Origin of the sequence: Halalkalicoccus tibetensis (genome assembly GCF_037996645.1) — an archaeon.
GTDB lineage: Archaea > Halobacteriota > Halobacteria > Halobacteriales > Halalkalicoccaceae > Halalkalicoccus > Halalkalicoccus tibetensis.
This window is the reverse complement of the sequence record NZ_JBBMXV010000005.1, coordinates 41,284-67,276: the sequence shown is the minus strand read 5'-3', so window position 1 is coordinate 67,276 and position 25,993 is coordinate 41,284. Positions and strand designations below refer to the sequence as shown.

The following is a 25,993-nucleotide window of genomic DNA, read 5'->3' as shown; positions in this document are numbered from 1 at the left end:
ATCACGTAGTCAGTACTAGTTTATACCGTGTACAAATCACACCAAGACAGTCGCCTGTTCGTAATAATCACATATTAGATCTCAACATTACTAATTTTACATTCTATAGTCAAAAACGAGTGGGAGTCGCCTGCGTTGAATGGATGCAGTGCAAAACGTTAGAACACGGATGGATGCTCTACAAGACGGCGTAAACACCAGCAGCACCCACACTAGCTACCACTACGACGGCCAAAATACCGAAGGTGGCATACAACACGGTGGCTACGCCGACAACAGCCACTGTTACAGTGAGTACTGAGGGCTGGCGCGCAATGCGTTCGCGCTGGCGTTGTTGTTCATGTTCCAGTTCGGCTTGCGTCCGGGGTCGTTGCATTGAGTTTTGGTACTGCTCGAGTACGACGGAGAGATGTCTCTCCGAGTCCCGAGCGCTTGCTGTGTTCAGGTACCGACCGCCCAGACAGACGTGATCAGCCACAGACGGCAGGTTAGCACCGTCTCTACAGTGGTGACTGCGTTGTGCCATTGGAGTTCACGCCAGACGCTCCCCACTATACGGGACAGAGGAGAGAGTGGCGCGATGAACCGTCGAAAACGCGGCCGGATGGTGCGTGCATTGATGACATCAACGCGTGAATCCGGCCGTCGGGGAGAGTGCCCGACCGTGACCGGACCTAGCGTCGATTGAAGTCCGCGGATGGTCCGAGCATGGTCATGTATCCGCTCATGACTGTATAGTCATTGGCTATAAAACTACCTTGAGACATGATGGCATTAGCCAAACAAGTTGAATGAACATTAGACTTACCAATAGGTATCGTAGCATCGAGCTGCCTGGAAAGAACTACTACGGCATTTGTACAGTGAGTTCGATACCAAGCACCCTCGAGTACAGTGTCTCAGTCAAGAAGGGCTCGCAGATCATTGCTAATGCGGGCTATCACGGTTGGCTCAGACTCCTCAGGAATGTCCAAGTGATGGAAGTCGTTCATAATACGGGTCATTGCCAACGCCTCGTAGAGTGGTTCTGGAGTTACGAGTACGTTGGCACGATCCGGCGCTACTGTTCGATATCCATCTAGCATCGCCTCTCGAACTAGGGGGCGTCGATCCGAGACGTCGGGAAGACCCGCTAAGAACGTCCCGCTGAAGAGATAGACCGCGAATTCGAAATCAAACGTCGCTGGTACAGCCAATGTATATCCCCAATCAAGCATGGCAGTGATCTCGCCCGTCGCGGGGTCAATCAGGAGATTGTGTAGTCCGTGGTCGTTGCGGCCCAAGACAGGCTCGAACGGTCCCTGTAGGTCTTCGATGCTTGCTTCGACCCAGTGGCGCAACTGGGGTGTAAGTTCCGAGAAGCTCGACTCAGCGTGTCGATCGAGCTCACGCGTCGCGTATGCCTGCAGGCATGTTGGCCAGTCGGTATAGGGATCGTCGACGGTCAGTATCTCTGGATCACCACTGGGTCGGTCGCCAGTTAGTGCAGGCCCGTCGTGGCGAACGTGGCCGAAGTTCTCGAGGACTGGGATGGAGTGCAATTCGGCCAAGTATTCTCCCAGTTCTCGAGCGAGTCGCCGAAGCGCTTCGTCTTCGAGCTGACCGATCCGTTCGTAGGCGACGGCCTCACCGGTGAGTGCTTCCATGATGAAGTACGGTGTCGGGAGGGTTTCGTGGTCATCGGTGATCCCGAGAACGTTCGGAACGGGGATTGTAGTCTGGGTGTTGAGCGTCGCTTGGAGGCGAGCTTCGGTTGGAATCGAGTATGGCTGTCCATCGGGGGAGGCCTTCACATATCGTTTGCGAGTCGTGCCGTTGCTACTGACGGTAACTTGGTAGGTTGAACAAAAGCCGTCCTCAGCTGGAGTTGCTTTTTGAAGTTTCCAGGCTAGATTGACTGTTTGAAGCATTTCCTCCAAGGTTGACTCGGAAATCTCTCTCGCTTCAGGAATGTCGTCCATACATCAGTTTCTGACCCGTCTTTTAGAATGGTTGGGGTATCATTGTGAGTGGCAATGTTTGCCCGAAGCTATATGTGACAGTTGAAACCAAACCGTAGATAGGGACGGAACTGATGACCACAATTTATTTCGATCTTGATGGCACGCTCATCGAGTACGACAGCTCGTTCACGGAGATCTACGATGCAACACTCCGCGAGCTCGGTGTCATACCCCACAGCGAAAGCGAATATGGTGAGGTTTTCTTTGATGTTCTCGGGACGGTCGATGATCCCTTTGCGACAGCGATCGCACGGACGTCAGTTGATGTCGACCCTACTGCGTTTAGCGAGATGCTTGTTGCGAAGGAGATTGAGAATGTATCCGCGAGGACAGGGGCGCACACTCTCTTGGAGTCTCTTTCGGGAACGTGTTCGCTTGGTGTTCTTACGAACGGAGTTAGCCGTGCACAGCGCGGTAAGCTCCACGCTACTGAGCTAACAGATTACTTTGATTCGGTTATTGTGTCCGGTGAGGTTGGTGTGCGAAAGCCGGAGACAAACATCTATCGCATTGCAGAGCGCCGTCTTCCAGCAAACGAGTACGTGTTTGTAGCCGACGATCTTGATCGCGATGTCCGTCCAGCAATCGAATGTGGGTGGTATGGAATTCTTTTTGGAGACGAAACGTCTGATGACGTCCCCAGCGTACAGCAGTTCGATGAAATACCACACGTATTGGACCAGAAAGATGTCTGCTCAGGATCATCGCCTAGCTAGTATTGCTTGCATGTCCTCATTGGACAGCACAACAGTCTAATAGAGTGCGTTCCTCATAACAAGTGAAATGGCCACTTCCCAAGCCATCTGCTGGCGCTGGCGTGCCTTCCGGGAAGTGGATAGTATCGCAGTATAGGGTCACCCGAGCTTCACTCGGGGGATTCGCTGTCGGTGCTCACTCGCTTTCCTGATTGCATCGCTTCCAGAGTGACAACATCACCCACCACTACAAATGCCAGCAGACCCAGACGACTTCACCGTAACACCGTACGCCGTCAAAGGCGAGATCGATTATGACCGCCTGCTCGAACAGTTCGGCGCTGACCGACTGACCGACGAGCAGATCGTACAGTTCCCGAAGCCCGTTCACCCACTTGTCCGTCGAAAGGTGTTCTACGCACAGCGGGATGTAGATCCATTTCTTGAGGCCGCAACCACCGGCCAGACACACTCTATCGTGACGGGGCGTGGTCCCTCGGGACCGATGCATATCGGCCATATTGCCCCGTTTTACTTCGCAAAGTATCTTCAAGACCAGACCGGGGCGCTCGTCTATATCCCGCTGTCCGACGACGAGAAGTACTTCGCGAAGGACAAATCAATAGCTGAGATCAGCACATACACTCGGGAGAACCTCCGTGAGATACTAGCTGTCGGGTTCGATCCGGATCGGACACGCATCATTATCGACACGGCGGATGCGGACGTCGTCTATCCACTCGCGGCGGCGTTTGCAACCGAAGTAACCCAATCGACAGTGAATGCAACCTATGGAACCCCGGAGAACATCGGACTCTCGTTCTATCCGGCGATACAAGCAGCGCATCTTCTCTTACCACAACTAGTCGAGGGGGCACATTCGACGGTAGTTCCGATTGCAGTCGATCAGGACCCGCATGTCCGTCTCTGTCGGGACATTGCAGCCAAGCAACGCTACGACGTTACAAAGCCGGGGGCATTGCTCTCGAAGTTTCTGCCGAGTCTCGACGGTCCAGGGAAAATGAGTTCCTCGAGTGACGCACCGAGTATCCTGCTTTCGGATGGCCGTGAGACTATCTTTGAGAAGGTCCGGACCTACGCGTACTCCGGTGGCCAGTCGAGTGTTGAAGCTCATCGAGAGCATGGTGGGGACCCAGAGATTGACGCCTCCTATCAGTTTCTGTACTACTTCTTTGAGGAAAGCGACGAGCGAGTCGAGCAACTTGCGCGTGAGTATCGTGATGGCACGCTGTTGAGCGGTGAGCTCAAAGAGATCGCAGCGACGAAAATAGCCGATTTTCTTGAAGGACATCAGGAACGACGTGCTGCACTCGGTTCGCTAGACGAGGAGCTACGGCCCTACCGGCTAACCGAGGACGAACGTCAGACAGCGCGTCAACGAGCAGGATACCCTGAGGATTTGATCGTCTAAACAGAGGTCTGTGTTTGCCTTTTATTGATGGGCTCTGGCTCTTGATCGTTGCCACCGCGCTTGTGAGTTCGATGCTTGGCTCTGGAGCAGTTACCCAATCGTATTTAGCAAATATATTCTCAGATGAGTTACAGGGATCAGGCTTGGGGTCAATTTGAACCACAGCCTCCGTCCTGGGCGCAACTGGTCCAGTCCTCTTCGGTGCAATCGCCGAATGAGGCTATTTTGATGAGGGGTATGTTATATCGGGGCTCATTACGGCAGAGATTATTTTTCTGACACTTCAAATTCCAATCTGGAATAGTACACGCGAGAAGAGCGGAGTCACGCGGCTGTCACCTATTTTCTCGCCACGGGCCATCCTATTAGGTCAGAAAGTGAAGACGACACCGAGCAGCTTGCGAGCAAGTGCATGACCGGGCGGGACATAATGCACGCCGGGAAGAACGGCCTCAGCCTTCGCGAGATCATAGAGCAGCTTCATGCTGTTGACACGGCCGACTTTGACAACGAAGCGGAAATGCTGAGCGCCCTCAGAAAGGCGAGAAGCTAATGGCCCTCCTCTCATTGGGTGACAAAGCACTCGCCACCGAGGACGCCGGCGACGATGAAGGCGGCGAATACGCCCTGATAGAACAGGTCCCACCACGACGTTTCAAGGTCCTCGGTACCGAAGGTGGACGCGGCTTCAACAGCTCCTAGCGAGAGGACACCCGTGTTCGCCAGCACGTACGCGCCGATCCCCGCGCCCACGGCGTTAGCTAAGAACACGACAATCCAGATGCGCAACAGGCGTGGAACACTTGCGAGCCGTTCAAGGACGAGCGCAACGGGTGGCAGCGTGTTCTCGGTGTAAAGCTGGTAAGGAGTTCGTCTGCGAGTCCCCCTTCGCTGCCGTACTGGGCCGTGAACACGGCGTGGACCATGAAGGTGAGCGCAATGGCAAACCTGCGGCGAGTCCGCTGAACACGAGCTCGCGGGGAGTGACGTCGGCCTCCTCGGCTGCGCTCGCGATAACGCGCTGGTAGATCTCGTCGGCAGAGACCGATCGCGGATCGCCGCGCCGGTAGCTGGCGCCCCGCTACGCGAGTGTTCGACCGCCTCACGGACTGATTCTTCGGTCTCATTGTCGACGGGTTCGTTGTCCTGACTCATTCAGTAAAGGGAGACGGTAGTAGCCACCGCGCGAACCCATCTTGACCACAGCCGAACGGCAGGGTAAATTGGGTGATGACACTCACGTTCGGTGATTTGATTCTCACATTTCGGACAGCGATACACTAGGCTCGTCACACGCTCTCGAACAACCCAATCACCATCAACGGGACTTTCGTGTTCACAGGATGGACAAAACAGCATTCCTTTCCGATCGGGCGGTTCCTCAACGTCACGTACGCAGGACGATTGAGCCATTGGATGAGTGTAGTGTAGTGAGACGTATAGGTATTTGTTCAAGCTCCCAAACGGGATTATTGTTCAGGGGACTCGTATAAGTGGCTGAAGGGTAATCATCTACTCTGTACTGTGAAGGGTGAAGACAACAGTTTTAATCACTATTTTGCGAAATTTGGATAGCTTCTCGTATGGGATAGAATAATGTAGAGATAGTAGAACATGGTGATCCCTCGAGCGTCAAAAAGGAGATCGCTAGCCGATCAATCCACTCCCATTCGAATCCGAAAAGCGCGACCAGGCCAGCAACCGGCCGGATGACGAACACGATCGCGACGGTGACGACGATAGCCTGCCACGTCAGGGAGCGAACAGACCGCTCACGACCAGCCCACCGAAGAGGACTATGATCGGCGTCATCAGCAGCTACTCGCTCTGTTTAGTCCTTCTCTGTGAGTGGAATCATCCGACGATTGGTTTATCTTTTGATTTTGTGTTTCCTCCCGCCCTTGCTGTTCGACGTTCCCTTTACTTGTTTGCTTGTGTATCGTTTTCATCAACGGACACAATGGTTTACCTGTTTCAGCCTTCTGATCCGTCGTCTGTGACCGCTTTGTCAGTATTTACGGAATCGCTTCCCCCATGCAAAGTATCCTTTTCAGGGGTGGCTTCGGGTTCAGTGCCCTCAGTTTGGACGGGTTCGGCCTGTTCGGGATCGGGACCGACTGCTTCGCCGGATTCATCGGCGAGTGCTGCTTCGGAGGTATCGGCTTCTAGACGACCTTTGTTGGTGGTACGTCGTGGATCGTCCACGTCCGTATCTAGATCTGATGTCTGTTGTGATTCATCGCTTCGGTGGCCTTTCTTGGCCGTTGCCTCCTTGCTCATCTCCTCACCGTTATCAGCTTGCTCGTCGGCTGTTATCGCGGTTTTTTGTTTGAATCGCTTGACTCGACGGCCTATTTCCGTGAAAAATCCCATCGTCCTTTTATTTGTTGCTCTGGTCAAATAAGGATTCGTGTCGTCTCGTTAGCTGTTATTCTCACCGGTTGATAGCGATAAAAGGCTACATAGTGACTAGCAAAAGTATGATTAGGATGAATTTCTCTGATCGACCTTGTGCAACAAATGCCTTTCATAGGGAACGATTGTTGCACAAGGTTTAGCGTTCTTTATACACTGATACGGCCTTGTTTAGACGTAGATATACAGTAGAACGAGGCTGCTCCCCTCACTCTTTAGATTAAATTCGGAATGGAACAATCGGTCAGGTGGGCGTGTAAATCTATCGCTGAGATTATGGACACTTTCGATAGGTGCCTCAGAACGACAATAGCCACTGGAGTAGGGATGTACCCTTATGAAGACGGATTACGTCCTGTCGAAACATGGGTATAACTAGCCATGGGTCGGACATGCTTGAAGAGGATGGCGTGGTTGGACTGTTTGCAGCATATACACTTGAGCGGCCTCAAACAGCCGACGATGATGTCGAGATCTTCACTGAAGAAGTTAGCAACATCCTTGAAGATAGCAACAGGTCAGAAGAAGTGCTTGTTGATACGTATCTACTGAGTGGGCTTACCCCCGGAGTGGACTACCTTGTCCGTATCCATGCGCACGACTTGACGACTGCTCAGGAAGTCCTCCGAGAGTTTCAGGCCACATCGTTTGGACGGTACTCGAAACTCGTCGATGTGCTTATTGGGATTATCCGCGATGCCGTCTACCTCCCACAAACACCTGATCTCGATGCGATCGAAAAGGCGGCCACCTTCGAAGGAACGGAACCGCCAGACTACGCAATTATTATCCCAGTAGATAAGAACGCCGAGTGGTGGAATCTTCCCGACTCTGACCGTATTGAGAAAATGCGAGATCACATCGAAGTGGCGCTTCCCTATCTCGATCGTATCCGCCGTCAGCTCTACCATTCCAGCGGTCTCACCGATTACGACTACATTACCTATTTCGAGACAAATGACCTCAGCGCGTTTATCGATCTCTACAGAGACTTGGAATCCATCCCCGAATACCACTACGTTTCCGACGGTAATCCTACGTTGATCGGTCGTATCGAATCGTCCGAGACTATTGTCGATAAACTTCTCCAATCTGAAGACATTTGATACATTCAAATCCCTTGGTAAATGGTTGGTAGGCCAGCGGCTAGTGTAGTATATTCGTCACCCACATTGACCGATAGAAACGGATCACACGCGAGGAGCGTGTCCTGAATCAGATAACAATCTCGATATTTCGAGCAACGGATTTTAACCCAATTTCGCGGAACTGACCGAACCACGTTCGTGCTCGGAGCGTATCGCCATACCGTTGTTTGAGAGTGAAAAAGATCGCCTCGACCGCAGACCGGTAATGATAGGTATTGTCATCTTGGCGAACGTTATGAGCTACATCTAATGGCACAAACTCACGATGTTTGATCACAGGGCGAACATCTGCCTCCCGTAGGCGCTGACGAAGGGCGTCCCAGTCGTAGCCTTTGTCGGCAGTGACCGTCTGAAGCTGGTCGAGATTCCGTGTGAGTACTTGCCGTCCGACTTGCGTGTCGTGCGGTTGCTTCATTGAGCAATGGACATCCAACACAGCACCGGTCTCACAATCAACTAACGCAGTCGTCTTCACCGATCTGAAGGTGTAGTTTGTCCGATTTGCGTAGTGACGACTGGCCGAGTGCCGGTCGAAGCCAGTCGCGTCGATAGCCTGTACCTCGCCGGTATCGTGAAGATCGGCAGAGAGCTGAAGCAGGGTTCGCCAGATCGTCATCTGGAGCTGCTGGTTCCGTACGCACACGGTCGTAAAGTCCGGCAGTTGGCTGACGTTGAGACTCATCTTCTCGACGATACCGGGCATCTCGTGAAGGACATCAAGGAGTCGTCGATATGGCAGGTCGAGGTATTCGCGGAGACCGTGGATCACAATAATGACCCAGTCAGCGTAGCCGCCGTCACCCTTCTTGACTGCTGGCGCAGGATCACCTGAGACAGCGCGTTGTGCCAGCGTTACGAGACGATCTGTGAAACGGGAGAGACGAGAGGACACACTACTCGGTTCCGGCTCTGGTGGTGGTTAGTTTGCCGGAGTGAGTCTTTCTCTCCAGCGTCTAAACAAGGCCAACATATACAAAAACAAGATAAGACCCACAAACACCATGTTGGGGTGCTGTAGCTCCTGAAAAAGCGCCCGAAACTAATCACGTATCCGACACAAGAGTATGCGACGCCCGAGCGAAACACCATGTGATACTGATCTGTCTCAGTGATGGATTACAGGTACGCAGCGTCCCAGCGGGTCGCCTTGCGGAGATTCCCACACTGGTTGCACTCGATATGACCCATCGAATCCATGGCGTTGTTCGTTGTTTCACAGTTCGAACAGAACCAGCCGTATAGCTGATTGCGGTCTTGCTCTACATACGATGGGTGGAACGGCCCATCCGATCCCCGAGAACTCTCGGCGAAGTCGACGTATATCTGCTCGTCATCGGTCGTGGTCCGCGGTTCTAATTCGCTGAGTTCAGTCCCTTCTTCACCGTATACGTTCTCGACGTGGGCTTTGTCAGCGATAGTTATCGTCCGATCGTAGAGCTTCTCGAATCCGTGAGTCGTATAGAACTGGTTGCCCTCCTCGTTCTCAGCCAAGACCAACCCTGTAATACGCTCGGTGCCACGCTCTGTGAGCAGTTCTCGTGTCGCACTGAAGAGGTCAGTGGCGATGCCTTGTCCCCGATGCTCGGGATCGACGTGCAGCCACAGAATCCGTCCTTTGTCGAGCGTTTCGAGAATGTGGCTCTGGGAAAACCCGACGACATCGTCGTCATCGGCTGCGACAAGGAACACCATTTCGTCACTATCGAGGTATTCATCGAATATACCCGCCGCATACCACTCCTCAATAGCCGTCTCGATTGTCTCATCACGAAGGACGGAATATGACGCCGCTAACGATTCGCGAGCGATTCGTCGTACCGACTCGATATCTGCTGACTCAAGCGGACGAATCTCCATGCAGATGTATGTACCTGAACGCGGAAAAACACACGCTTTCCTCCAGTGTGCCGCAGTTGGTGAGCCGTGGCTCTTCCCCTTGAATAGGAGAGAAATTATCGATTATCGGTATATATGAGTAGTGTGGTTTCTTCGTCTTCCCCACCCCCAGAATAAGCCGTTTTGAGAGATCATCGTTGAACTCACTGAGTGATGCAATTGATCTTTCTGAGCGATTCATCCGAGGGATTGAGGTCATCGTCGCCTATCTCTTGGTTATTCTGTTCGCGGCGGGAGCCGTTGATATTGGTATAGGAATCATCCAGTTATTTCTTACTGGACGGATCCTTCAGCCGGACTCGGTGATCATGCTGCTTGATCATGTATTGTTGTTGCTCATTATCGTGGAACTCCACCAGACAATAATCGCGTATAGTGGTGGAGCCGACAGAATTGAGATCGTAACGACAGTAGTATATGCAGGAGTGATCGCCATGGTTCGGAAGACGATCTTGTTCCGGACGAGTGACTATCCTGGCTTGATTGCCGCGCTCACGGCGGCCGGTTCCTATACGCTGATTCTCGTGGGACTTGCAGTGATCCTATTGGTATTGTATCGTTCCAGAGGCACGTGACCCACGTGGTCGCCCTGATCGTCGCCGGCCTCGTCGGACTGGCACTCGGCCCGTTCGTCTCGGGTGGTATCCTCGCGGTCGCGCTGGCAGTGACCGTGGTGTTCGTGGGCGGACTCTCGCTATTTGCCTACCCCGAACTCGATGTCTACGGCGGCAAGGGCGCGGGCCGTACGATCGATTCGAGCACGCTCAAGGGCTGTACCGGCCGGGTCACCGAGCGCGTCACCCCCAATGGCGGGCAGATTAAGCTCGAACGGGGCGGCTTTAGCCCCTACTACACCGCACGGTCGATCGACGGTACTAGCGAGGAGGGCGAGGAGGTGATGGTGGTCGACCCTGGCGGCGGCAACATCGTCACGGTCGAATCGCTTGGTGTGAGCGAGGACGAGATCGACCGCGTGCTCCGACGGAACTGAACCGGGACCGACGACCACGGCGAACGCGAACATGACCGTCAATCGAAGTATGAGCGGTAGACCCCGAGTTGGCGACCGGACGAACCCTTTTGGCAGCGACCTCCTAACGGTAGGATATGATACCTCTCGTACCGCTGCAGGCAGCACTCACGCTACCAGTCGTCGCGTTGCTGCTATTGTTTCTCGCGATCGTCACCGTCTGGCAGATGGTCGAGATCGTCGACGCGACCGAGAAGCGCGCGCTGACGGTGTTCGGCGAGTACCGCAAGCTGCTCGAGCCGGGGATCCACTTCATCCCGCCGTTCGTCTCTGCGACACATCGCTTCGACATGCGAACCCAGACGCTCGACGTGCCGAGCCAGGAGGCGATCACAATCGACAACTCGCCGGTGACCGCGGACGCGGTGGTCTACATGCGCGTGATGGACGCTAAACGTGCGTTCCTCGAGGTCGAGGACTACCATCATGCGGTCTCGAACCTCGCCCAGACGACGCTGCGGGCCGTCATCGGAGACATGGAACTCGATGACACGCTTAGTCGGCGCGAACATATCAACGAGCGGATTCGTGAGGAACTCGACGAACCTACCGACGAGTGGGGAATCCGCGTTGAGTCTGTCGAGGTCCGCGAGGTCACGCCGTCCCAGGGTGTAAAGGGCGCCATGGAGCAGCAGACCTCCGCAGAGCGCAGGCGGCGGGCGATGATTCTGGAAGCGCAGGGTGAACGCCGCTCGGCGGTCGAGACTGCCGAGGGTGACAAGCAGTCGAACATCATCCGCGCCCAGGGTGAGAAGCAGAGCCAGATCCTCGAAGCGCAGGGTGATGCCATCTCGACCGTGTTGCGCGCTAAATCGGCCGAGTCGATGGGTGAACGTGCAATTATCGAGAAGGGCATGGAGACGCTCGAGTCGATTGGCGAGGGCGAATCGACGACATTTGTCCTCCCCCAGGAGCTGTCCTCGCTGGTGGGCCGCTACGGAAAGCACCTCACCGGCAGCGACACCAAGATCACCGAGGATCAACTCGATAGCCTCGATTTCGATCAGGAGACCCGCGAGATGCTCGGGCTCGATAACATCGCCGAACTGATCGGCGAAATCGACGAGGAGACGGAAGTGGATCTCGAGGCGATGGAACAGGAGGCAGACGCGATCAAGCAGGGCAGGGACATCGACGCCGAGTCTGACGACGGCAGCGAGGTATCGAAAACTGAAGCCGAATACGAGATAGAGTAGCGCCGAGCGAACGCCAGCGAGCTCATGAATCCTTGATGAGCGGGGAAATGCTATCAAATAGAACACTGAGTGACGAGTATAGCAACTATTGAATTCACCGACGAGACCCGATAGTGATCGGTTCAATATCTCTGTCATTACCTCTCGCTAATTCGAGATACGTCGTGCGTGTGCTATTGCTTCAGCCGAGTGCCTGATTAGCACTGATTTTCAACATCATATACTACCGACCTATTGATATCGTCGTGCTGAATAGAGGGCGCCTATTCAGCAAGATGGGGTTGCGACCGCAGAATGTGATCGAGGGTTTTATCTCGACCTTTGCTATCATATATCACAGGATTCAGATGGCCAAAACTGATCTGTACCAGAACGAGTTTCGTTCGACACTTGCCGGCGTTACTGTTGAAGGGCGTGCACATCCCCTCAGTGCATGGTTCGTGCTCGCGTTACGCCTCGTCATCGGGTTCGCGTTTCTCTATTCCGGGGCCAAGAAAGTCATCGGCGGCTTCGATCGCGACGTCTGCCGGGGTCGGCCCGTTATGTACTCCGTATCCACCCACCTTTGGCTTTGGTCTCGAGGAACTGCGTGAGACCCTGGTGGAGGGGTGGAGGGTCTGCTGTGGTGGATGAATCCTAGGGTTAGGGATCTGGCATGAAGGTGAATGAGCTGACAGCATCGGGGGTAGTAAACTCGCTTTTGATTATCAACAGTGGGCGGGGTTCCATACATGTCTACTACTGCAGTATACCTAGAAGGATTTACCTGAAGATGATTATCGCAACGTCGTGGATCTGATAAATATATCAGTGGCATAGAAATGGAGCCGGGCCAAACGTGAAGTAGGTGATTCGATGCCAGACTACTATTGCCATAACTGTACGCAACGGTTCCCCAGTGAGGTTACAGATAAGTATCGTACCTATGAGTTCAAACGGTGTGTCCACTGTGGAAGCGCGAAAACAACGCTTGCAGAATGATCTTTCTTCACCGCCTCTTATAATGGATGTCCCCGATCAGACCCCAATTACGAAGCAAGCGAAACGGATTCATAGGGATGCATTTGCCTACGGAGCTGGCGGCGACACTTCCATCTTGGGGGGGGAGGTGAGGATCGCATACAGGACAACAGAGACTACCATCCACTCAAAACTACCCCCATGGCCTGCGGCGTGTGGGTTGAGACTGGAAGTACTGTCTCGTTTTAGCGGACAACACGATGAAGGGATACCGATCCTCCCGGCGGTCGGGATCTATTCGCCCGGTTCGACGATTGGATCGCCCCTATCGTGTTGATAGCACGCTATATAAGGGAGAGTGACGTCTGCCATGCATCGAGTTCCATCTCTGCATTCTCGTCCGCAGATAAATTCCCCATCGTCGTTGACAGGTGGTTCATCGTTCTCATCAAGTTCCAACTGCTGCGGAACGTCTGCTATGGACATAAGTCCTCAACCCCGTCTTATGAACTGCTAGTAGATGATATAAATTGCAGTGTTGTGGCAACCGGTTCACTCTTCGTCTTTATCATCTCCGACAATCAGCGTTGATTCGACAAGATTGCCCGTCGCTCGGCGTAACCGTTCTGAGACCGCCTGATGTGATAACCCCAGTTGCTCAGCAAACTCTGTCATTGTCACCTCTCCTGGAACCTCGAAATAGCCTGCTTCAAATGCTGCGACAATCGTCTCGCGCTGCGTTTCAGTCAATCCATACTGGATATGGCCGTCAGCTGTGGCTTCGTATATTGCTTCAACCGTCAGCGAAAAGCCCGCCTCTTGGAGATAGTCATGAGTCTCGGAGAGCACTGCCCGATCCGGAAACAGAACGCGAAGGCTCCACCCATCTGCCGACCCAGTTGCATGAGTAATTGTTCCCTCATGCTCAGTCAGGAGCGGAACGATCCGATCGATCGTCCCCGCCCACGTCATTTGATACGAGCGTTCGTTACCCGTCTCCGAGAGTCTGGTTAGGTCCTCGACGGTTGGATCGTCGTCGAAGGCAGCTTCGAGTGCCGCAAAGTCGTCAGTGCGCGCCCATACGTACGGGGTGATCCGATTTGGATTATCCGCGACAACCCGTTCGATTTCGATGACCGCGTCCGGGCATTCTATCAGCGTTTCTTCAAGCGCGAATTCGTTGGTCGGAACCTTGAATTCGAAGATCGTCGCCATGCATATGCGGGGTTATTGACCAGGATAAGGCTGTGCTCTTAGTGGTAGTGTTGCCGCTGAAGACCACTCTCCAAACTGGTGATTACAGTCTGTCAGTGTGTAATGTGAGTCGAAAAGAGGTGTCCGAAGTCTCCATCTCAAGACTCGTCTTTCTGGTCTCGGTTCTTCGCAAGCTCGATCGCCATTAGTTCCAGATCTGGTCGGTCCGTGTACTCACAGATCCAAGTGGGTCCGATTGGCACGTTATTCCTGTAGGCGGATTGAAAAAGGCGTGATAGCTCCCGTTGCAGTTCTCGCTCACTGCTAATATCGTATGGTTGCGGCAGATGAGGTAATTCGGTAGCAATAGGTATAGTTTTCACACTTGGCCTACTACCCACGATGCCGAACGAATTCGCCGAGATGTAACCCTTGTGCATCATTCTCTTTTCAATAAAGGCGATTATTGCACAAGGCAACCAGTAGCGACGAGGAGACGCTAATCATAATGAAGGTTTGCAGAATTCTGCGAACCTCCCCCCTTTAGACATATGCCCCTTCCCGATCTGTATCGCGAGTTCGACCCCAGCGAGGCGGGCGCGGTCCCTGAGTCGCTCGCCGGGGATTGATCCCCTGCTGACGTTCAATTGTCATCGAGAGAGTCAAAAATTCTAGTGTCCTTCGTCGGTTAGATTGATCTGGAGCCGGTCGCCACAAGAAGCGTGGTGAACTCCCACCGGCTCGCCCATCGCGAGTGTGGTCATGACTCCCACACTTGCCGACGGCCGCATCGCGCTCCCTTTCACTCGCGGCCGTCGTCCATCCCGACGAGCCACCATTCGTGCGGGTGAGCACACCGGCGCTGGCCTTCCGTTCGGCGAGTGACTGTCGACGTTCGACCGTGCTCACGAGCTCTGTATGCTCCTCGCGCTGCTCCAGGACGAGACGCGAGCTTCGCCTCGTATTCGTCCCGTATACGGTCGTGCTCGTGGCGTGTTCGCATCACTTCGCGGACGTGCTTGCTCCGTGTACGTCCGTGCTCGTCCGCCTCGTCGTCGAGCAATTCAGGAATGGTCTCCTCGAGCCGGACTATAATCGCCTTCATGACGCTTGTGTTCGCGCCGTATACAAGTAGCTCCGTCAGACGTCCGGCTTGCGAGAGGGAGCGTCCATGAATTGTGCTCCGATTGCGCTGAAGACTGGTACAGTACAACCGATCCTAGTAGCTTCAATTCTTTTCTTGAAGAAGCCGACAACTGATTTCCCATCCTCAACGGATCTTCTTGATGCCCTCACTGATCGGGCTCTATTTCCGGCCGTTTTTGGTGATCAATCGTCCGACTTCTCGCCGTCTGGCATCCCGAAAAGCGCCCACTTCGTTTTCGTCTACAGGCCGGCCTGCACCTTCCGCTTCGCAAGCGACACGCCGACGGAGGTACTCGGCATACTGAGCAAGGATAGTCTTGTCAAGCTGCTCAAAGCTCTCGATGTCTCGTTCCTCCAGCCAGTTGATCCATCGATTGATGACACAGTTGGCATTACGTCGGTAATTCCCGAAGTCGTCACCTTTCGATTTTGCCTTGAGAAACTCCGTGAGCCCGTTCTGGAGCGAAGGAGATCGTGAAGCGGTGTCTGAATCCTGAGGTGTTAGGTCTGGCATAGAATTGGATGAGTAGAGGGCATGGAGGGCCGTAAATTCACTTATGATTATTCCCGAAAGCAAAAGTAGGCCAGCAGCTAGACCTAAGGCGGGGCTAGCGGGGGCTATGTTTCGCTATTTCCCAACAGATCGACGCATAGACTGCCACCATCAGAATGGCATACCGAAGACTGGTTGCTGATTCATTGAGTGAGTCCTTCGCATTCAGAGGAAGTTCTTCTTTGATTTAAGCGGATCCGTGGATCCCGAGGCGCTCTCGACAAGCCTCCCATGCCCACGTCGGAGCCTCTCGGAGAGTGCTTGGTGTGAGACGTTGAGTTCATCTGCAAGCTCACTCAGCGAGACCTCGCGTGGGACATTGTAATAGCCCATCTCATGGGCTTTCAGAAGTGATTGATATTGGAGTTCAGAAAGTCCGTCTGTTGTTCTACCGTCGCTATCGAGCCTGTAAATGGCATCAACAGTGACTGAAATCCCGTTCTCCTCGCACCCTTTGTAGATTTCCGTGAGCGTCTCATGCTCAGGGCATATCAATTCTAATTCCCAGACGTCTCTCTCTGTGGTTGACTCCAAATTCACGGTCTTGATTGCACACTCTTTGCTCAACAGAATCTGGAGGTTCCCCTCAACCTCACTAGCCCATTCTAGGCAATATAATCGCTCATCGTCAGACACAGTTAGTCGTGAGCACTCTTCAACAGTCGAATCCTCTTCGATTTCCTGCTCAAAGGCCTCGAAATCGACCGTACGTATCCAGGCGACTGGAAGTGCTGCATCGAGACTTTGTGCAACGAACGGGTTGATTTCGATGTGAAGATCAGGCACCTTCTCGGCTGTTTCGGCCAGAGCGAATTCCTCAACAGGAATTCGAAACTTGCTAATTGATACCATACTGATTTTTGTCTCTCCATGTTTGTCAATCCCGCTCCCAATATACATTTAAAAGAAAATTTACTAGTCAATATAAAATTATGTTCTCTAGAGATATTTTTGACTAGAGGCAACTCCCCTTTACATTCGATTCATGTGTCTATTCACTAATGATTCAGATAGGTCGTAGCCTAATAGCTACGGCGCTACGTGAGCGATTCAGTAGACTGTGCGTAGTCGTCAGACAAGACAGTGTGACCTGTTGTAGAGTGATGATCAAGTGCTTCTCTTGACGAGCCCTGATCTGGACTACTTTGCCAACCACATTCCGTACAATAGTGCATTAGAATCGGATTGTGAGCTGTCTCACCGTAAACCTACCGAAAGAAGATAGTGATTAGCATGGATCTCTGTATTGAAATCATGCAGTCACGTGATTCCCCAAGCTCGTCTGTCTCACGAGGGTGGTGAATGAGCCTATCTGTTAGGGCCTGTCTCCTAGGAGAGGCAGGTCACCCTATGACCTAAGTTATGAGTGGTTGTAGCATTCTCTGGCGATTCATCCCCATTGGTCGCCACTCAGATCACGTACGACCTCTCCGATCCGCATGACCATACACAAACTCAGTGATAGAGTACGGTTCAGGCCAATTCCGATGAGCGAGTAGTGGAGGACGAAATGCAGAGCTGTTTTTCCTACTTTGTGAGTTCCTCCCTCTATTGATTAGCGCTCGAAGGAGACTACGTCAACGGTAATGATCCGGGAATTGTGGATACCGCTGTAAAAATCCAATAATGAGGGTAATTCACTTGTCGCATACTGATAATTTATACTCTAAATCCACCTCTATCGAGTAACCGCTCATACTCCGCCTTGGTTAAACCCGCCTGTCCAAGGTCCTTATTATGAGCGTCGCTCCCACCGGTAATGAGGAGACCGTGCCGTTCGACCATTCGTAGGTCATGGTCAGAGCAGCAGGCGGTATTGGAGGTCGAATACGGGTAGCAATATTCCATCGCGTCGAGCTGAGTAGCCAGTTCGAGCACGGCCTCAGGATCGTTGTAGCGGTAGGGATGTGCGAGGCTGACTACACCGCACGCTTCGGAAAGGAGTGAAACGCCTCTCTTGAACGACGGAACCTCACGTGGAACGTAACAAGGGCCGTTGGCACCAATGAGTTCGTCGAACGCGTCCTGATATGAGAGGTCGGTTTCGGAGTGAGCATCAATTGCATATGCGATGTGTGGACGACCGATACCTTCGTGAACCTCCATATTGAGCGTAATACCCAGTTTACGCTCAACTAGTTCGATAATGCGCGCGCCACGGGTCTTACGATCCGTCTGAAGGCGGTCAAGTTCGGCGCAGAGAGCGGGTGATTCCGTCACACCGTACCCGAGCAGGTCGATCCGTTCGGAAAGCGTCCCAACCTCAACGCGAAGTTCGATGCCGTGGATAACGTCAATGCCATCAATTCGCACAAGTGGTGCGTCTAGTTCGGGATGGATCCTATCGTGGTCGGTGACGGCAACAGCGGCGATGTCTGCTTCAGTCGCTACAGCTGGAATTTCATCGAGAACAAGTTCACCGTCCGAGTTCGTTGTGTGAACGTGCAGATCCGCATAGATTGACCCTTCCATAGCTCGTTAATTCCTACACCTGTATTAAAACCCCATCACCATCAGTAAATCAGATCCCTTGCTATTTCTGGGCAGTGCTCTGTTCGATCCATGAGATCGTGGACAGTAAAATGGGTATAACGGCAGTTCGACACGCAACCAAACATTTTTCTAATTCCCAGCTTTTTGCCTTTGTTGAGATCTCCTTCATATCTTGTAATTTCGTATAGCATGAAGTTTCTACCGCTTTAATCAAAAACGGCTCGTAGAGAACCTCTTCGGAATATTAGAGATAAAAAGATTCCAATAAGTCCGATTTTGAAAACTAGGATTGTGGTTTCAGGCTCTTCATTTGGAACAAGGTACCGTTGCTGTCGCATAACCCTTGACTGTAGACTCCTTACAAACGTTCACGGTGTTGGAAACTAATCTAATAGGCGGATATTGGATCTTCCTCTGGTAGAATTTTTATTACTACCGCGCATATAAAAGCACTATTCTTTTGTTTACCATGAGTGTGCATCCGTTTATCGTGATAAAATCTCTGAGAGGGAAGCTGTAGTCGCTGCGAGAGTGACAATTGATATACAATAAAGTCATGATAGCGCGGCTACGATTAATGACCCGATGGCACGGTTCCGAGTATGGGTTGATTCAGTAAACGCGTCGAAAGAAGGTAGCTAATGAGTTTTGAAAAACCGTCAAGTAATCTCCGAGATCAAGCTAAACGGAATTACGAACACATAAAGAATGAGGTTATTACAGAGGATAAACAAGCGATTCTATCAAATTATCGAATTGATGACTTTGACAGCGTACTGCTTATCACGTCGGCTCCGAGAGGGGGCAGTAGTCTCCTTTTTGATATCCTTCGGCACCATGAAGAAACGTGTAGTCTCGATGGCGAACACGACCGATGGTATACCCTGAACGGAATCTGTTATCCGGCGTTCGATTCCGATGTCGTTCCGGCTCGTTTCGAGTCATTCGATAGGGAACAACTCTTGACGGGCCTCCTCGCCGAGGTCGGTGCAACCGAACGATCCGGTGACCGAACGCATCGCGTGGATAACACGCTCATCCGGCTTCCGTTGCAGTTCCCTGATCGAGAACTCCCATACAAGCAGATACGCGAAAAGTTACTCAAGGGAGTGCCGTTCGATGAGATACTCAAGGAGTTCGGAATCTCACCGTTGCAGTACGATGAATATGCAACGCAAGACGCAAACAGCCCGTTCGAAACCGAAACGATTGAGGACCGACCGTTCGTCTCCTCGCACAGCCACAAGCGCGGTCTCACAGTCGACGACTTTGAACGGACACTCGTTCTGAAAGCAAGTGGCGACGCATATCGACTCCCGTGGATTCGTGAGCAGCTATTTCCCGAGACCGATGTCAAAGTCGTTCACCTCACACGGAACCCAGCAGCGTCAACCAACGGTCTTTACGACGGGTGGCGGCTGAACAGGGGCTTTCAGACATACAACGTGGGCGATCTCGATCTCGAAGGATACGAAGGCTCGCTGTGGTGCTACGATCTCCCGCCAGGCTGGATTAGCGAGGGGAAACTCATCGATGTCTGCTTGATGCAGTGGACCCAAGCTCACCGTCATATCCTCAATGGTCGCGACGCGTTCGAGGACGTCCTTCGAGTCCGGTTCGAGGATGTTCTCACTGATACCGGTTCCACCATCAAGGAGATCGTCGAATTCACGAATCTCGGTGAGTCGGCGCTGCTTTCTGAGAACGTCGAAAGCCCCAATAAGGTGATGACGACGAAGGAACCGAGACACGCTCGCTGGCGAGACAGGGAGGACCTTGTCAAGAGTGCACTCAATCGAGCCAATGAGACGTATACCAAGGTGGCCGAAGAACTGGAATACACAGAGGAATCGGAATGGATCTGAGCAAAGCAACAAAAGCAAAGGATAGCGCAGTGGCGGGGTGACTTGCGCTGATCGTCGGCATCAAGGCCACAACCGTCGTGATCAATGAGGGTGAACTTCATGATCATGGCAGACGAAATGATGCTCGTGTGCAACAATATACCACATACCGGATCGAAACTGGCTGAGACATATACCGTGGAAACCACTACTGACAATAAAATGTGGAAAGAAGCAGGTGAACTCGCCTGCTTTATGGAGGGAATCAATTGATGTCGGGAGAAACCATATGGCTCTTCGGACTGCCCTGTTCCGGAAAGACGACGCTCGCCAAAGGGTTAATTGGTCCAAGTACGGTCCATCTGGACGGTGATTATCTTCGGAACACCCTCAATTCCGATCTCGGGTTTTCGAAAGAAGATCGAACCGAGAATCTCAGACGGGCTGCTGGAGTCGCACAAGCGTTGAACGAACAGGGATTTGATGTCATCGCATCGTTCATCACCCCGTATCGTTCTCAGCGAGAACTGATTGCCGAGAAGATTGAGAATGTTTCGTTTATATATATCAATGCACCTGTCGAAGTGTGCGAGGAACGTGACGTAAAAGGAATGTATGAGCAGGCTCGCAAGGGCGAGATCGAGGGATTTACCGGTATCGACGCGCCATTTGAGGAGCCAGAGACAGAGGAGATCGAACTCGAAGTTCGGACTGCGACGCACTCGAAGGAAAACAGTATCGAGCAGATCAACATGGAACTGGACCATAAGTTCGATCCAAGTCACATCTTCATTGGTCGTTGGCAACCACTCCATGATGGCCATCGGACAATCATTGATTCAGCCGCTGACAACGGAAAAGACGTTATTATTGCCATCCGCGATACCGAACTCAGCGAGAAGAATCCACTCACGGCACAGGAGCGCCGAGAACTGATTGAGGACGTCTACGAGGATCATCCGAACGTTGAGACAATGATCATTCCGGATGTCGATACCGTCGCTATCGGACGGGATGTCGGGTACTCAGTCGTCTCAGTTCCCGAGGAGGTCGCAGAGATCAGCGGAACCAAGACGCGTGAAGAGTATGAGAAAAGTGAACTCCTCACAGGACAGCACTTCGAGGACTAATTCGCCAACGACATCTCAATCATGAATGGGACAGGGCTACTGTTTGACCAATCTGAAGTGCAAGACGCGATAGAAACAGGAGAACTGATCGCTTGGAAGAAAAAAAGATATATTGCGTTCAGGGAGACGATGCAGAGCACTCGTTATCCATGTTATTTTGCAGCAAACGCTGAAGATAACGATACCGCTCGTTACCTCTTCGCGGGGAATATTCGTGATCGTGACGCACTCCTCAAAGTGAGAGATGGATTGCGAGAATATCTCGAGCGGTATCAGTCAATAGCTGAGCGAACGACCTTGGTGATATTTTTCAAGCCACCTAACAAGGATCAGAGCGAACAAGAATACCGAGATCAATTCTGGAGAGTTCTCGAATTCCTGCACAAGCGGGATCCGGAACCATGGCCTAGCGACATTCCTACGGATCCAGATGATCCAGAGTGGGAATTCTGCTTCTCTGGAGAACCGATGTTCATCGTTGGGCGCGCTCCATTCTATACGGATCGAAAGAGCAGGTATACACCATATGGGCTAGAAATAACGGTCCAGCCACGTGGGATACTTGACGATATTAGTGGAAATACGATAGAAGGTCAACACGCTCGTTCGATCATCAGGGATCGGTTAAAGGACTATGATGATATTGCTCCCCACCCTGACATTGGAGATTATAGTGATCCCACTACACGGGAATGGAAACAATATATACTTCCGACGTCAAATGACGAGAGTTTAAATGAATTCCCTTTTGAAATAAGTGCCTGGTTTGAAGAGTAACCTGATATCAGCTGCTACCAGTACTCTCATGCCCCCCTCAAGACTGTTTACTTAATTGAGCATTCCATATGCAACTATCAAATGACCTTCTGTGTTTGTTTAGCAGTGAGATCGACCACGGTGATAGGTCCTGTACAATCGAGATTCCCAAACGCGAGGTAGATCTCGGAGAACTCGAGCCAGACGTTTCGTATCGCATCGCTGTTGTTCCGCAACCTCGGAAACAGACCGACTCCGGTACTGGCGTCGACGAAGAGTCGAGTCGAGAGAACACTGAGTCCTCCCCGCCCGTTACAGAGGGTGATCACCGGACCGTTGAGATCGAAACCATCGGCGATCAAGGCGATGGGATCGCACGAGTCGAACGAGGGTATGTGGTTATCGTCCCCGATACGGATCCCCACGAACACGTTGAGATCGAAATTACCAGCGTAGCGAAAACCGTGCCTTCGGCGAAGTCGTCGAACGCTACGAGTACAACGAATAGGGGCTCTCTCATCGTAGCGGTAGCTAGAAGGATGTTGCTGAAGAGTAGAGACCATCCGCAGAATCCCGCTTACATCATCCGTTGTCGCGAGAAGTACTTAAACAGCCTTGACTGCTTGCGGCGTCGTTTCTCCGGGGCGAATCGAGTAATACCGATTAGCGACGAAGCTACGATCTACCACAAAGCGAGTCAAAACGGGAACTGTGAGGCCATAGCCAGCACTGCGGACGGTGAGACATCCAATTGTTCCTGTCGAACTCTTGTGGACCTTTCCATCTCGAGACCCGCACCAATACAGGTGTACTGAGTGCCAGGATTCCTTGTTGGTGACTGACTTCAGGAACTGCTAGTCATTCAATCGAGCTTTATGAATATCTGTGGGAGAGTTGATTATACAGCGATCGACCGCCTACGTGGCATTGTCGAGCAGCTGAGTAATATCCTCTGTGCGCTCCTCGCCCGTCACGACCTTTGATAGCCTCCAGTTGAGCTCGCCGAGCAGGAGGTCATAGCCGTCGTTACTGAGTTCGTACTGGTTAGTACATTTGTCGAGTTCGCTTTTTGCGATCAGATCGCGCTCGACCAGCTCGTCAAGGTTGGGGTAGAGCCGACCGTGATTGACCTCGTTTCCATAGTAGTCCTCGAGTTCGCCTTTGATCGCGAGGCCGTATTGTGGGTTCTCGCTCAAGACGATGAGGATCTGCTGTCGCCGGGTGTTGAAGCAGAAGGAGAGGAATGGAAATGATTCCGTGTATTGTGAGGTTTGGATGATGCCACCGATATTCCCGTGCGTGGCCTAGCTATACTTCTCGTATTCTATCTTGCTAGTCGATATCTATGTGTGACGACATTGAACGGCCGCACTTGGGTACTTGATGAGTCGTAGCTCCCCGGCTGCGTTCTATCAGCACACCCGGACCGTCCAGCGCAAACTGTTTGCGACGCTCTTCGAAGAGACCAATCTCCCCGTCGCTATCCCAGCTGAGGGGGTTGAATAACAAACCCGTTAGTCAGTAGCCTGTTTGATAGTAAACAATCGATTATTTCCTTATACACTTCTTATTCCTTCCTAGAGTGCGCCAATTTACATGGCGACACTCGTGAACTCACAATGAGAGATATCGACCTCGAATCCAACGAAGAAACCCCATACGAGTGCTTTGAGTGTGGTAACATCATCGTCGTAGAAAATAACCCCGGCCAGTGTCCCGATTGTGGCGGGCCGATGCGAAATCGGCTCATACCGCTTGAATAACTATGGCACCTCAAACTAACGCTACCGGCGACGAATCGGATGAAGCGACAATCGAATTAACTGAATCGGAATCGGCGCTCGAAACGGCTCGTCGGCAGCTGGATCATGCTGCGAATCAGCTCGATATCGATCCTAACATCGTCGAGCGACTCAAGCATCCAAACAAGGTTCACGAGGTAACAGTCCCCATTAAACGTGACGACGGAACAGTCGAAGTGTTCACGGGCTATCGAGCACAACACGATAGCGTCAGAGGCCCGTTTAAGGGTGGACTCCGATACCACCCCGAGGTAACCAGAGACGAGTGTGTCGGCCTCGGCATGTGGATGACCTGGAAATGTGCCGTGATGGACCTTCCGTTCGGTGGTGCCAAGGGTGGTATCGCAGTCAACCCGAAGGAGCTGAGTTCGGCGGAAAAAGAGCGCCTTACTCGCCGATTCGCACAGGAGCTTCGCGACGTGATTGGCCCGAACCAAGATATTCCAGCACCCGATATGGGAACGGACCCGAAAACGATGGCGTGGTTAATGGACGCGTACTCGATGCAAGAAGGTGAGACAATACCGGGTGTCGTCACCGGTAAACCGCCCGTGGTCGGTGGCAGCGAGGGTCGTGAAGAAGCCCCCGGACGAAGTGTCGCAATCATCACGCAGTTGGTCTGCGAGTACTATGACCGACAACTTGAGGATACCACCGTGGCAGTCCAAGGCTACGGAAGCGTTGGGGCAAATGCGGCCCGTCTCCTCGACGATTGGGGTGCGACAGTCGTCGCGATCAGCGATGTGAATGGCGCAATGTACGAACCAGCAGGGATCGATACTGCATCTGTCCCGACACACGACGAGGAGCCGGAAGCAGTCACGAAGCATGCTGACACTGTTATTTCGAACGACGAGTTGCTCACGCTCGACGTCAACGTGCTTATTCCCGCTGCCTTAGGAAACGTAATCACCAAAGAGAATGCGGAGGCAATAGCTGCAGACTTCGTCGTCGAAGGTGCGAACGGGCCGATCACCTCGACAGCTGATTCGATCCTCACAGAGCGAGACGTTACAGTAATTCCAGATATTCTCGCCAACGCTGGCGGGGTTACGGTGAGCTACTTTGAGTGGCTTCAGGACATCAATCGGCGAGCGTGGTCGCTCAAACGAGTAAACGACGAACTCGAAGTCGAGATGCAGGCTGCTTGGGATGCAGTTCGATCGGAGTTCGAGCAGCGGGACGTCACATGGCGTGACGCGGCCTACATCGTCGCACTGTCCCGCATTGCGGAGGCGCACGAAGCACGAGGGCTCTGGCCGTAACCCGATGTCCATCCCGCTGATCTGCGGACGCGGCAGCTATCGACCCCGCTTGAGCGGTTATAACTAGTCTCAGTCAGAATCCAGTGACGGTCGTTGCCTTCGCCATACGAGCAATCTGGCCGAGAGGGCCCACAGAACGAGCGTTGCTGTTGACCCATGAAGCGACAGATCTCCGCTTACACCGATCTCGAGCGGAAACAGCCATAGCACCCCCATCAGCGACAATGAATCGATCACCAGATGTGAACTGACAGCCAATCCGCTCGCCAGTTTGAATTGCTTTGGGGATCCCCATAGGCCAGCTACGGTAATGATCGCGATGAGGAAGAGAGCCGTATGTATTATCCCGCGATGGATGAATGTGCTCTCCACATAGCTGGAAAGAGAAATCGACGTCAAGGACAATCCCGAGGATGTACCCGATCGTAGGGTTCACGTTCGTGACGACTTGGACAAGCGTATAGCCGACGATGCCGTGCGTAAGCACTGCAGTTGTGAGAAATATCACACGGCCGATGTCCATATTTCCAAGTGAACGCAGGGGCACATCAGCGTTAGTAACCCGTGGGAACGTATTCGCCCCCGGCGCGAACTCTATAATATAATTCTATTGTTGTGATGAATAGATTCTTGTTGGCGATTTCAAGACTAGACTAACGTTCGATCGATAGTATGGTTACTCGAGTCTACTTTCAAATTCAAGATGAGTAGATCCGTCGTCCTCCTCCCAAGCGAGAGCCGGTTGCCCTTCAAGATCACGAGCATCAGTGATCCCTAGTTGGCTCATCGCGCGGCCGACTTCTGCCACGCTCAACTCTTCTTCGACTTGTGTTCCTTCTCTTGTTTCAGCGCTAATTTTGAGACGATCGTTCTCATCACCTACAACAGCAACATCACTCACCTCTGTTTCATGAGAATCGTCTCCTTGGTCCGCCTGTGACTGTGATTTTTCTTCTGTCCCTGGTTCTGTTTCGATCTTCTGATTGAACTCGTCGAAATCGTTACTTATACACTGATAGTGATGATCAGAAGGTT

General features: G+C 52.5%; 26 protein-coding genes. 15 read left to right on the top strand and 11 right to left on the bottom strand.

The window, feature by feature from the left end; all coding sequences use genetic code 11:
- Positions 1 to 899: 899 nt before the first annotated feature.
- Positions 900 to 1,961 carry a phosphotransferase family protein gene (locus WOA58_RS16300; protein ID WP_340605341.1) on the bottom strand — a complete coding sequence of 354 codons (1,062 nt, stop codon included), beginning with the start codon at positions 1,959 to 1,961 and terminating at the stop codon, positions 900 to 902.
- A gap of 113 nt (positions 1,962 to 2,074) precedes the next feature.
- Between WOA58_RS16300 and WOA58_RS16295 the strand changes: the two genes are divergently transcribed.
- From WOA58_RS16295 to WOA58_RS16285, 3 genes are all read left to right on the top strand, one after another.
- On the top strand, positions 2,075 to 2,719 hold the full coding sequence (locus WOA58_RS16295) for an HAD family hydrolase (protein ID WP_340605340.1): 645 nt from the start codon (positions 2,075 to 2,077) through the stop codon (positions 2,717 to 2,719).
- Positions 2,720 to 2,951: 232 nt separating this feature from the next.
- Positions 2,952 to 4,130, top strand: coding sequence for a tryptophan--tRNA ligase (locus WOA58_RS16290; RefSeq protein ID WP_340605339.1), 1,179 nt, complete (start codon positions 2,952 to 2,954; stop codon positions 4,128 to 4,130).
- 412 nt (positions 4,131 to 4,542) lie between these two features.
- Positions 4,543 to 4,683, top strand: a complete 141-nt coding sequence (locus WOA58_RS16285; protein WP_340605338.1) for a hypothetical protein — start codon at positions 4,543 to 4,545, stop codon at positions 4,681 to 4,683.
- Between the two features lie 11 nt (positions 4,684 to 4,694).
- Here WOA58_RS16285 and WOA58_RS16280 read toward each other — a convergent pair whose 3' ends face one another.
- Both WOA58_RS16280 and WOA58_RS16275 read right to left on the bottom strand, forming a co-directional pair.
- Positions 4,695 to 5,285, bottom strand: a complete 591-nt coding sequence (locus tag WOA58_RS16280) for a formate/nitrite transporter family protein (protein WP_340605337.1) — start codon at positions 5,283 to 5,285, stop codon at positions 4,695 to 4,697.
- 819 nt (positions 5,286 to 6,104) lie between these two features.
- Complete coding sequence (locus tag WOA58_RS16275; RefSeq protein WP_340605336.1) at positions 6,105 to 6,503, bottom strand: prolipoprotein diacylglyceryl transferase; 399 nt, start codon at positions 6,501 to 6,503, stop codon at positions 6,105 to 6,107.
- Between the two features lie 407 nt (positions 6,504 to 6,910).
- Here WOA58_RS16275 and WOA58_RS16270 point away from each other — a divergent pair, with 407 nt between their 5' ends.
- Positions 6,911 to 7,651 (top strand): chlorite dismutase family protein, encoded by a 741-nt coding sequence (locus WOA58_RS16270; protein WP_340605335.1) that lies wholly within the window; start codon positions 6,911 to 6,913, stop codon positions 7,649 to 7,651.
- Positions 7,652 to 7,760: 109 nt separating this feature from the next.
- Here WOA58_RS16270 and WOA58_RS16265 read toward each other — a convergent pair whose 3' ends face one another.
- On the bottom strand, positions 7,761 to 8,585 hold the full coding sequence (locus WOA58_RS16265; RefSeq protein WP_340605334.1) for an IS5 family transposase: 825 nt from the start codon (positions 8,583 to 8,585) through the stop codon (positions 7,761 to 7,763).
- A 224-nt stretch (positions 8,586 to 8,809) separates the two neighbouring features.
- The gene (locus tag WOA58_RS16260) at positions 8,810 to 9,550 is read right to left on the bottom strand and encodes a GNAT family N-acetyltransferase (protein WP_340605333.1); all 741 of its coding nucleotides are present in this window, start codon (positions 9,548 to 9,550) and stop codon (positions 8,810 to 8,812) included.
- A gap of 176 nt (positions 9,551 to 9,726) precedes the next feature.
- Between WOA58_RS16260 and WOA58_RS16255 the strand changes: the two genes are divergently transcribed.
- The 3 genes from WOA58_RS16255 (at position 9,727) to WOA58_RS16245 (ending at position 11,815) form a co-directional block, all read left to right on the top strand.
- A complete protein-coding gene (locus WOA58_RS16255) occupies positions 9,727 to 10,164 on the top strand; it encodes a phosphate-starvation-inducible PsiE family protein (protein ID WP_340605332.1) in 438 nt (145 codons plus the stop codon).
- Positions 10,161 to 10,580 (top strand): NfeD family protein, encoded by a 420-nt coding sequence (locus WOA58_RS16250; protein ID WP_340605331.1) that lies wholly within the window; start codon positions 10,161 to 10,163, stop codon positions 10,578 to 10,580. Before WOA58_RS16255 ends, WOA58_RS16250 begins: the two co-directional genes overlap by 4 nt.
- A 116-nt stretch (positions 10,581 to 10,696) precedes the next feature.
- Positions 10,697 to 11,815, top strand: coding sequence for an SPFH domain-containing protein (locus tag WOA58_RS16245; RefSeq protein ID WP_340605330.1), 1,119 nt, complete (start codon positions 10,697 to 10,699; stop codon positions 11,813 to 11,815).
- A 1,512-nt stretch (positions 11,816 to 13,327) separates the two neighbouring features.
- On the opposite strand, the gene WOA58_RS16240 is transcribed toward WOA58_RS16245, so the two are convergent.
- A complete protein-coding gene (locus tag WOA58_RS16240) occupies positions 13,328 to 13,990 on the bottom strand; it encodes a helix-turn-helix domain-containing protein (protein WP_340605329.1) in 663 nt (220 codons plus the stop codon).
- Positions 13,991 to 15,140: 1,150 nt separating this feature from the next.
- Here WOA58_RS16240 and WOA58_RS16235 point away from each other — a divergent pair.
- Positions 15,141 to 15,593, top strand: a complete 453-nt coding sequence (locus WOA58_RS16235) for a hypothetical protein (RefSeq protein WP_340605328.1) — start codon at positions 15,141 to 15,143, stop codon at positions 15,591 to 15,593.
- Between the two features lie 240 nt (positions 15,594 to 15,833).
- On the opposite strand, the gene WOA58_RS16230 is transcribed toward WOA58_RS16235, so the two are convergent.
- Both WOA58_RS16230 and WOA58_RS16225 read right to left on the bottom strand, forming a co-directional pair.
- A complete protein-coding gene (locus WOA58_RS16230) occupies positions 15,834 to 16,568 on the bottom strand; it encodes a helix-turn-helix domain-containing protein (protein WP_340605326.1) in 735 nt (244 codons plus the stop codon).
- A 759-nt stretch (positions 16,569 to 17,327) separates the two neighbouring features.
- The gene (locus WOA58_RS16225; protein WP_340605325.1) at positions 17,328 to 18,140 is read right to left on the bottom strand and encodes a PHP domain-containing protein; all 813 of its coding nucleotides are present in this window, start codon (positions 18,138 to 18,140) and stop codon (positions 17,328 to 17,330) included.
- 983 nt (positions 18,141 to 19,123) lie between these two features.
- On the opposite strand from WOA58_RS16225, the gene WOA58_RS16220 reads away from it, so the two are divergent.
- The 4 genes from WOA58_RS16220 (at position 19,124) to WOA58_RS16205 (ending at position 21,912) form a co-directional block, all read left to right on the top strand.
- Positions 19,124 to 20,026 carry a hypothetical protein gene (locus WOA58_RS16220; protein WP_340605324.1) on the top strand — a complete coding sequence of 301 codons (903 nt, stop codon included), beginning with the start codon at positions 19,124 to 19,126 and terminating at the stop codon, positions 20,024 to 20,026.
- Between the two features lie 99 nt (positions 20,027 to 20,125).
- Positions 20,126 to 20,278 (top strand): hypothetical protein, encoded by a 153-nt coding sequence (locus tag WOA58_RS16215; protein WP_340605323.1) that lies wholly within the window; start codon positions 20,126 to 20,128, stop codon positions 20,276 to 20,278.
- Positions 20,278 to 21,135 (top strand): adenylyl-sulfate kinase, encoded by an 858-nt coding sequence (cysC, locus tag WOA58_RS16210; RefSeq protein ID WP_340605322.1) that lies wholly within the window; start codon positions 20,278 to 20,280, stop codon positions 21,133 to 21,135. The genes WOA58_RS16215 and cysC overlap by 1 nt, the downstream gene beginning before the upstream one ends.
- Before the next feature lie 21 nt (positions 21,136 to 21,156).
- On the top strand, positions 21,157 to 21,912 hold the full coding sequence (locus tag WOA58_RS16205; protein WP_340605321.1) for a YqcI/YcgG family protein: 756 nt from the start codon (positions 21,157 to 21,159) through the stop codon (positions 21,910 to 21,912).
- 77 nt (positions 21,913 to 21,989) lie between these two features.
- On the opposite strand, the gene WOA58_RS16200 is transcribed toward WOA58_RS16205, so the two are convergent.
- A complete protein-coding gene (locus WOA58_RS16200; protein WP_340605375.1) occupies positions 21,990 to 22,322 on the bottom strand; it encodes a hypothetical protein in 333 nt (110 codons plus the stop codon).
- On the opposite strand from WOA58_RS16200, the gene WOA58_RS16195 reads away from it, so the two are divergent.
- The gene (locus WOA58_RS16195; protein ID WP_340605374.1) at positions 22,233 to 22,706 is read left to right on the top strand and encodes a TRAM domain-containing protein; all 474 of its coding nucleotides are present in this window, start codon (positions 22,233 to 22,235) and stop codon (positions 22,704 to 22,706) included. The genes WOA58_RS16200 and WOA58_RS16195 overlap by 90 nt on opposite strands.
- Before the next feature lie 102 nt (positions 22,707 to 22,808).
- On the opposite strand, the gene WOA58_RS16190 is transcribed toward WOA58_RS16195, so the two are convergent.
- Positions 22,809 to 23,168 (bottom strand): helix-turn-helix transcriptional regulator, encoded by a 360-nt coding sequence (locus WOA58_RS16190; protein WP_340605373.1) that lies wholly within the window; start codon positions 23,166 to 23,168, stop codon positions 22,809 to 22,811.
- Positions 23,169 to 23,510: 342 nt separating this feature from the next.
- Here WOA58_RS16190 and WOA58_RS16185 point away from each other — a divergent pair, with 342 nt between their 5' ends.
- Both WOA58_RS16185 and gdhB read left to right on the top strand, forming a co-directional pair.
- The gene (locus WOA58_RS16185) at positions 23,511 to 23,654 is read left to right on the top strand and encodes a rubrerythrin-like domain-containing protein (protein ID WP_340605320.1); all 144 of its coding nucleotides are present in this window, start codon (positions 23,511 to 23,513) and stop codon (positions 23,652 to 23,654) included.
- Between the two features lie 2 nt (positions 23,655 to 23,656).
- Positions 23,657 to 24,958 (top strand): glutamate dehydrogenase GdhB, encoded by a 1,302-nt coding sequence (gene gdhB, locus WOA58_RS16180; protein WP_340605319.1) that lies wholly within the window; start codon positions 23,657 to 23,659, stop codon positions 24,956 to 24,958.
- 69 nt (positions 24,959 to 25,027) lie between these two features.
- On the opposite strand, the gene WOA58_RS19105 is transcribed toward gdhB, so the two are convergent.
- Complete coding sequence (locus tag WOA58_RS19105; protein WP_390220969.1) at positions 25,028 to 25,357, bottom strand: metal-dependent hydrolase; 330 nt, start codon at positions 25,355 to 25,357, stop codon at positions 25,028 to 25,030.
- Positions 25,358 to 25,993: the final 636 nt, after the last annotated feature.

Excerpts from the sequence above, each read along its gene's own strand:
- WOA58_RS16300 (WP_340605341.1), bottom strand. The coding sequence starts at position 1,961 with ATGGACGACATTCCTGAAGCGAGAGAGATTTCCGAGTCAACCTTGGAG.
- WOA58_RS16295 (WP_340605340.1), top strand. The coding sequence starts at position 2,075 with ATGACCACAATTTATTTCGATCTTGATGGCACGCTCATCGAGTACGAC.
- WOA58_RS16290 (WP_340605339.1), top strand. The coding sequence starts at position 2,952 with ATGCCAGCAGACCCAGACGACTTCACCGTAACACCGTACGCCGTCAAA.
- WOA58_RS16285 (WP_340605338.1), top strand. The coding sequence starts at position 4,543 with ATGACCGGGCGGGACATAATGCACGCCGGGAAGAACGGCCTCAGCCTT.
- WOA58_RS16280 (WP_340605337.1), bottom strand. The coding sequence starts at position 5,285 with ATGAGTCAGGACAACGAACCCGTCGACAATGAGACCGAAGAATCAGTC.
- WOA58_RS16275 (WP_340605336.1), bottom strand. The coding sequence starts at position 6,503 with ATGGGATTTTTCACGGAAATAGGCCGTCGAGTCAAGCGATTCAAACAA.
- WOA58_RS16270 (WP_340605335.1), top strand. The coding sequence starts at position 6,911 with ATGGGTATAACTAGCCATGGGTCGGACATGCTTGAAGAGGATGGCGTG.
- WOA58_RS16260 (WP_340605333.1), bottom strand. The coding sequence starts at position 9,550 with ATGGAGATTCGTCCGCTTGAGTCAGCAGATATCGAGTCGGTACGACGA.
- WOA58_RS16245 (WP_340605330.1), top strand. The coding sequence starts at position 10,697 with ATGATACCTCTCGTACCGCTGCAGGCAGCACTCACGCTACCAGTCGTC.
- WOA58_RS16240 (WP_340605329.1), bottom strand. The coding sequence starts at position 13,990 with ATGGCGACGATCTTCGAATTCAAGGTTCCGACCAACGAATTCGCGCTT.
- WOA58_RS16235 (WP_340605328.1), top strand. The coding sequence starts at position 15,141 with ATGAATTGTGCTCCGATTGCGCTGAAGACTGGTACAGTACAACCGATC.
- WOA58_RS16230 (WP_340605326.1), bottom strand. The coding sequence starts at position 16,568 with ATGTATATTGGGAGCGGGATTGACAAACATGGAGAGACAAAAATCAGT.
- WOA58_RS16225 (WP_340605325.1), bottom strand. The coding sequence starts at position 18,140 with ATGGAAGGGTCAATCTATGCGGATCTGCACGTTCACACAACGAACTCG.
- WOA58_RS16215 (WP_340605323.1), top strand. The coding sequence starts at position 20,126 with ATGATCATGGCAGACGAAATGATGCTCGTGTGCAACAATATACCACAT.
- cysC (WP_340605322.1), top strand. The coding sequence starts at position 20,278 with ATGTCGGGAGAAACCATATGGCTCTTCGGACTGCCCTGTTCCGGAAAG.
- WOA58_RS16205 (WP_340605321.1), top strand. The coding sequence starts at position 21,157 with ATGAATGGGACAGGGCTACTGTTTGACCAATCTGAAGTGCAAGACGCG.
- WOA58_RS16185 (WP_340605320.1), top strand. The coding sequence starts at position 23,511 with ATGAGAGATATCGACCTCGAATCCAACGAAGAAACCCCATACGAGTGC.
- gdhB (WP_340605319.1), top strand. The coding sequence starts at position 23,657 with ATGGCACCTCAAACTAACGCTACCGGCGACGAATCGGATGAAGCGACA.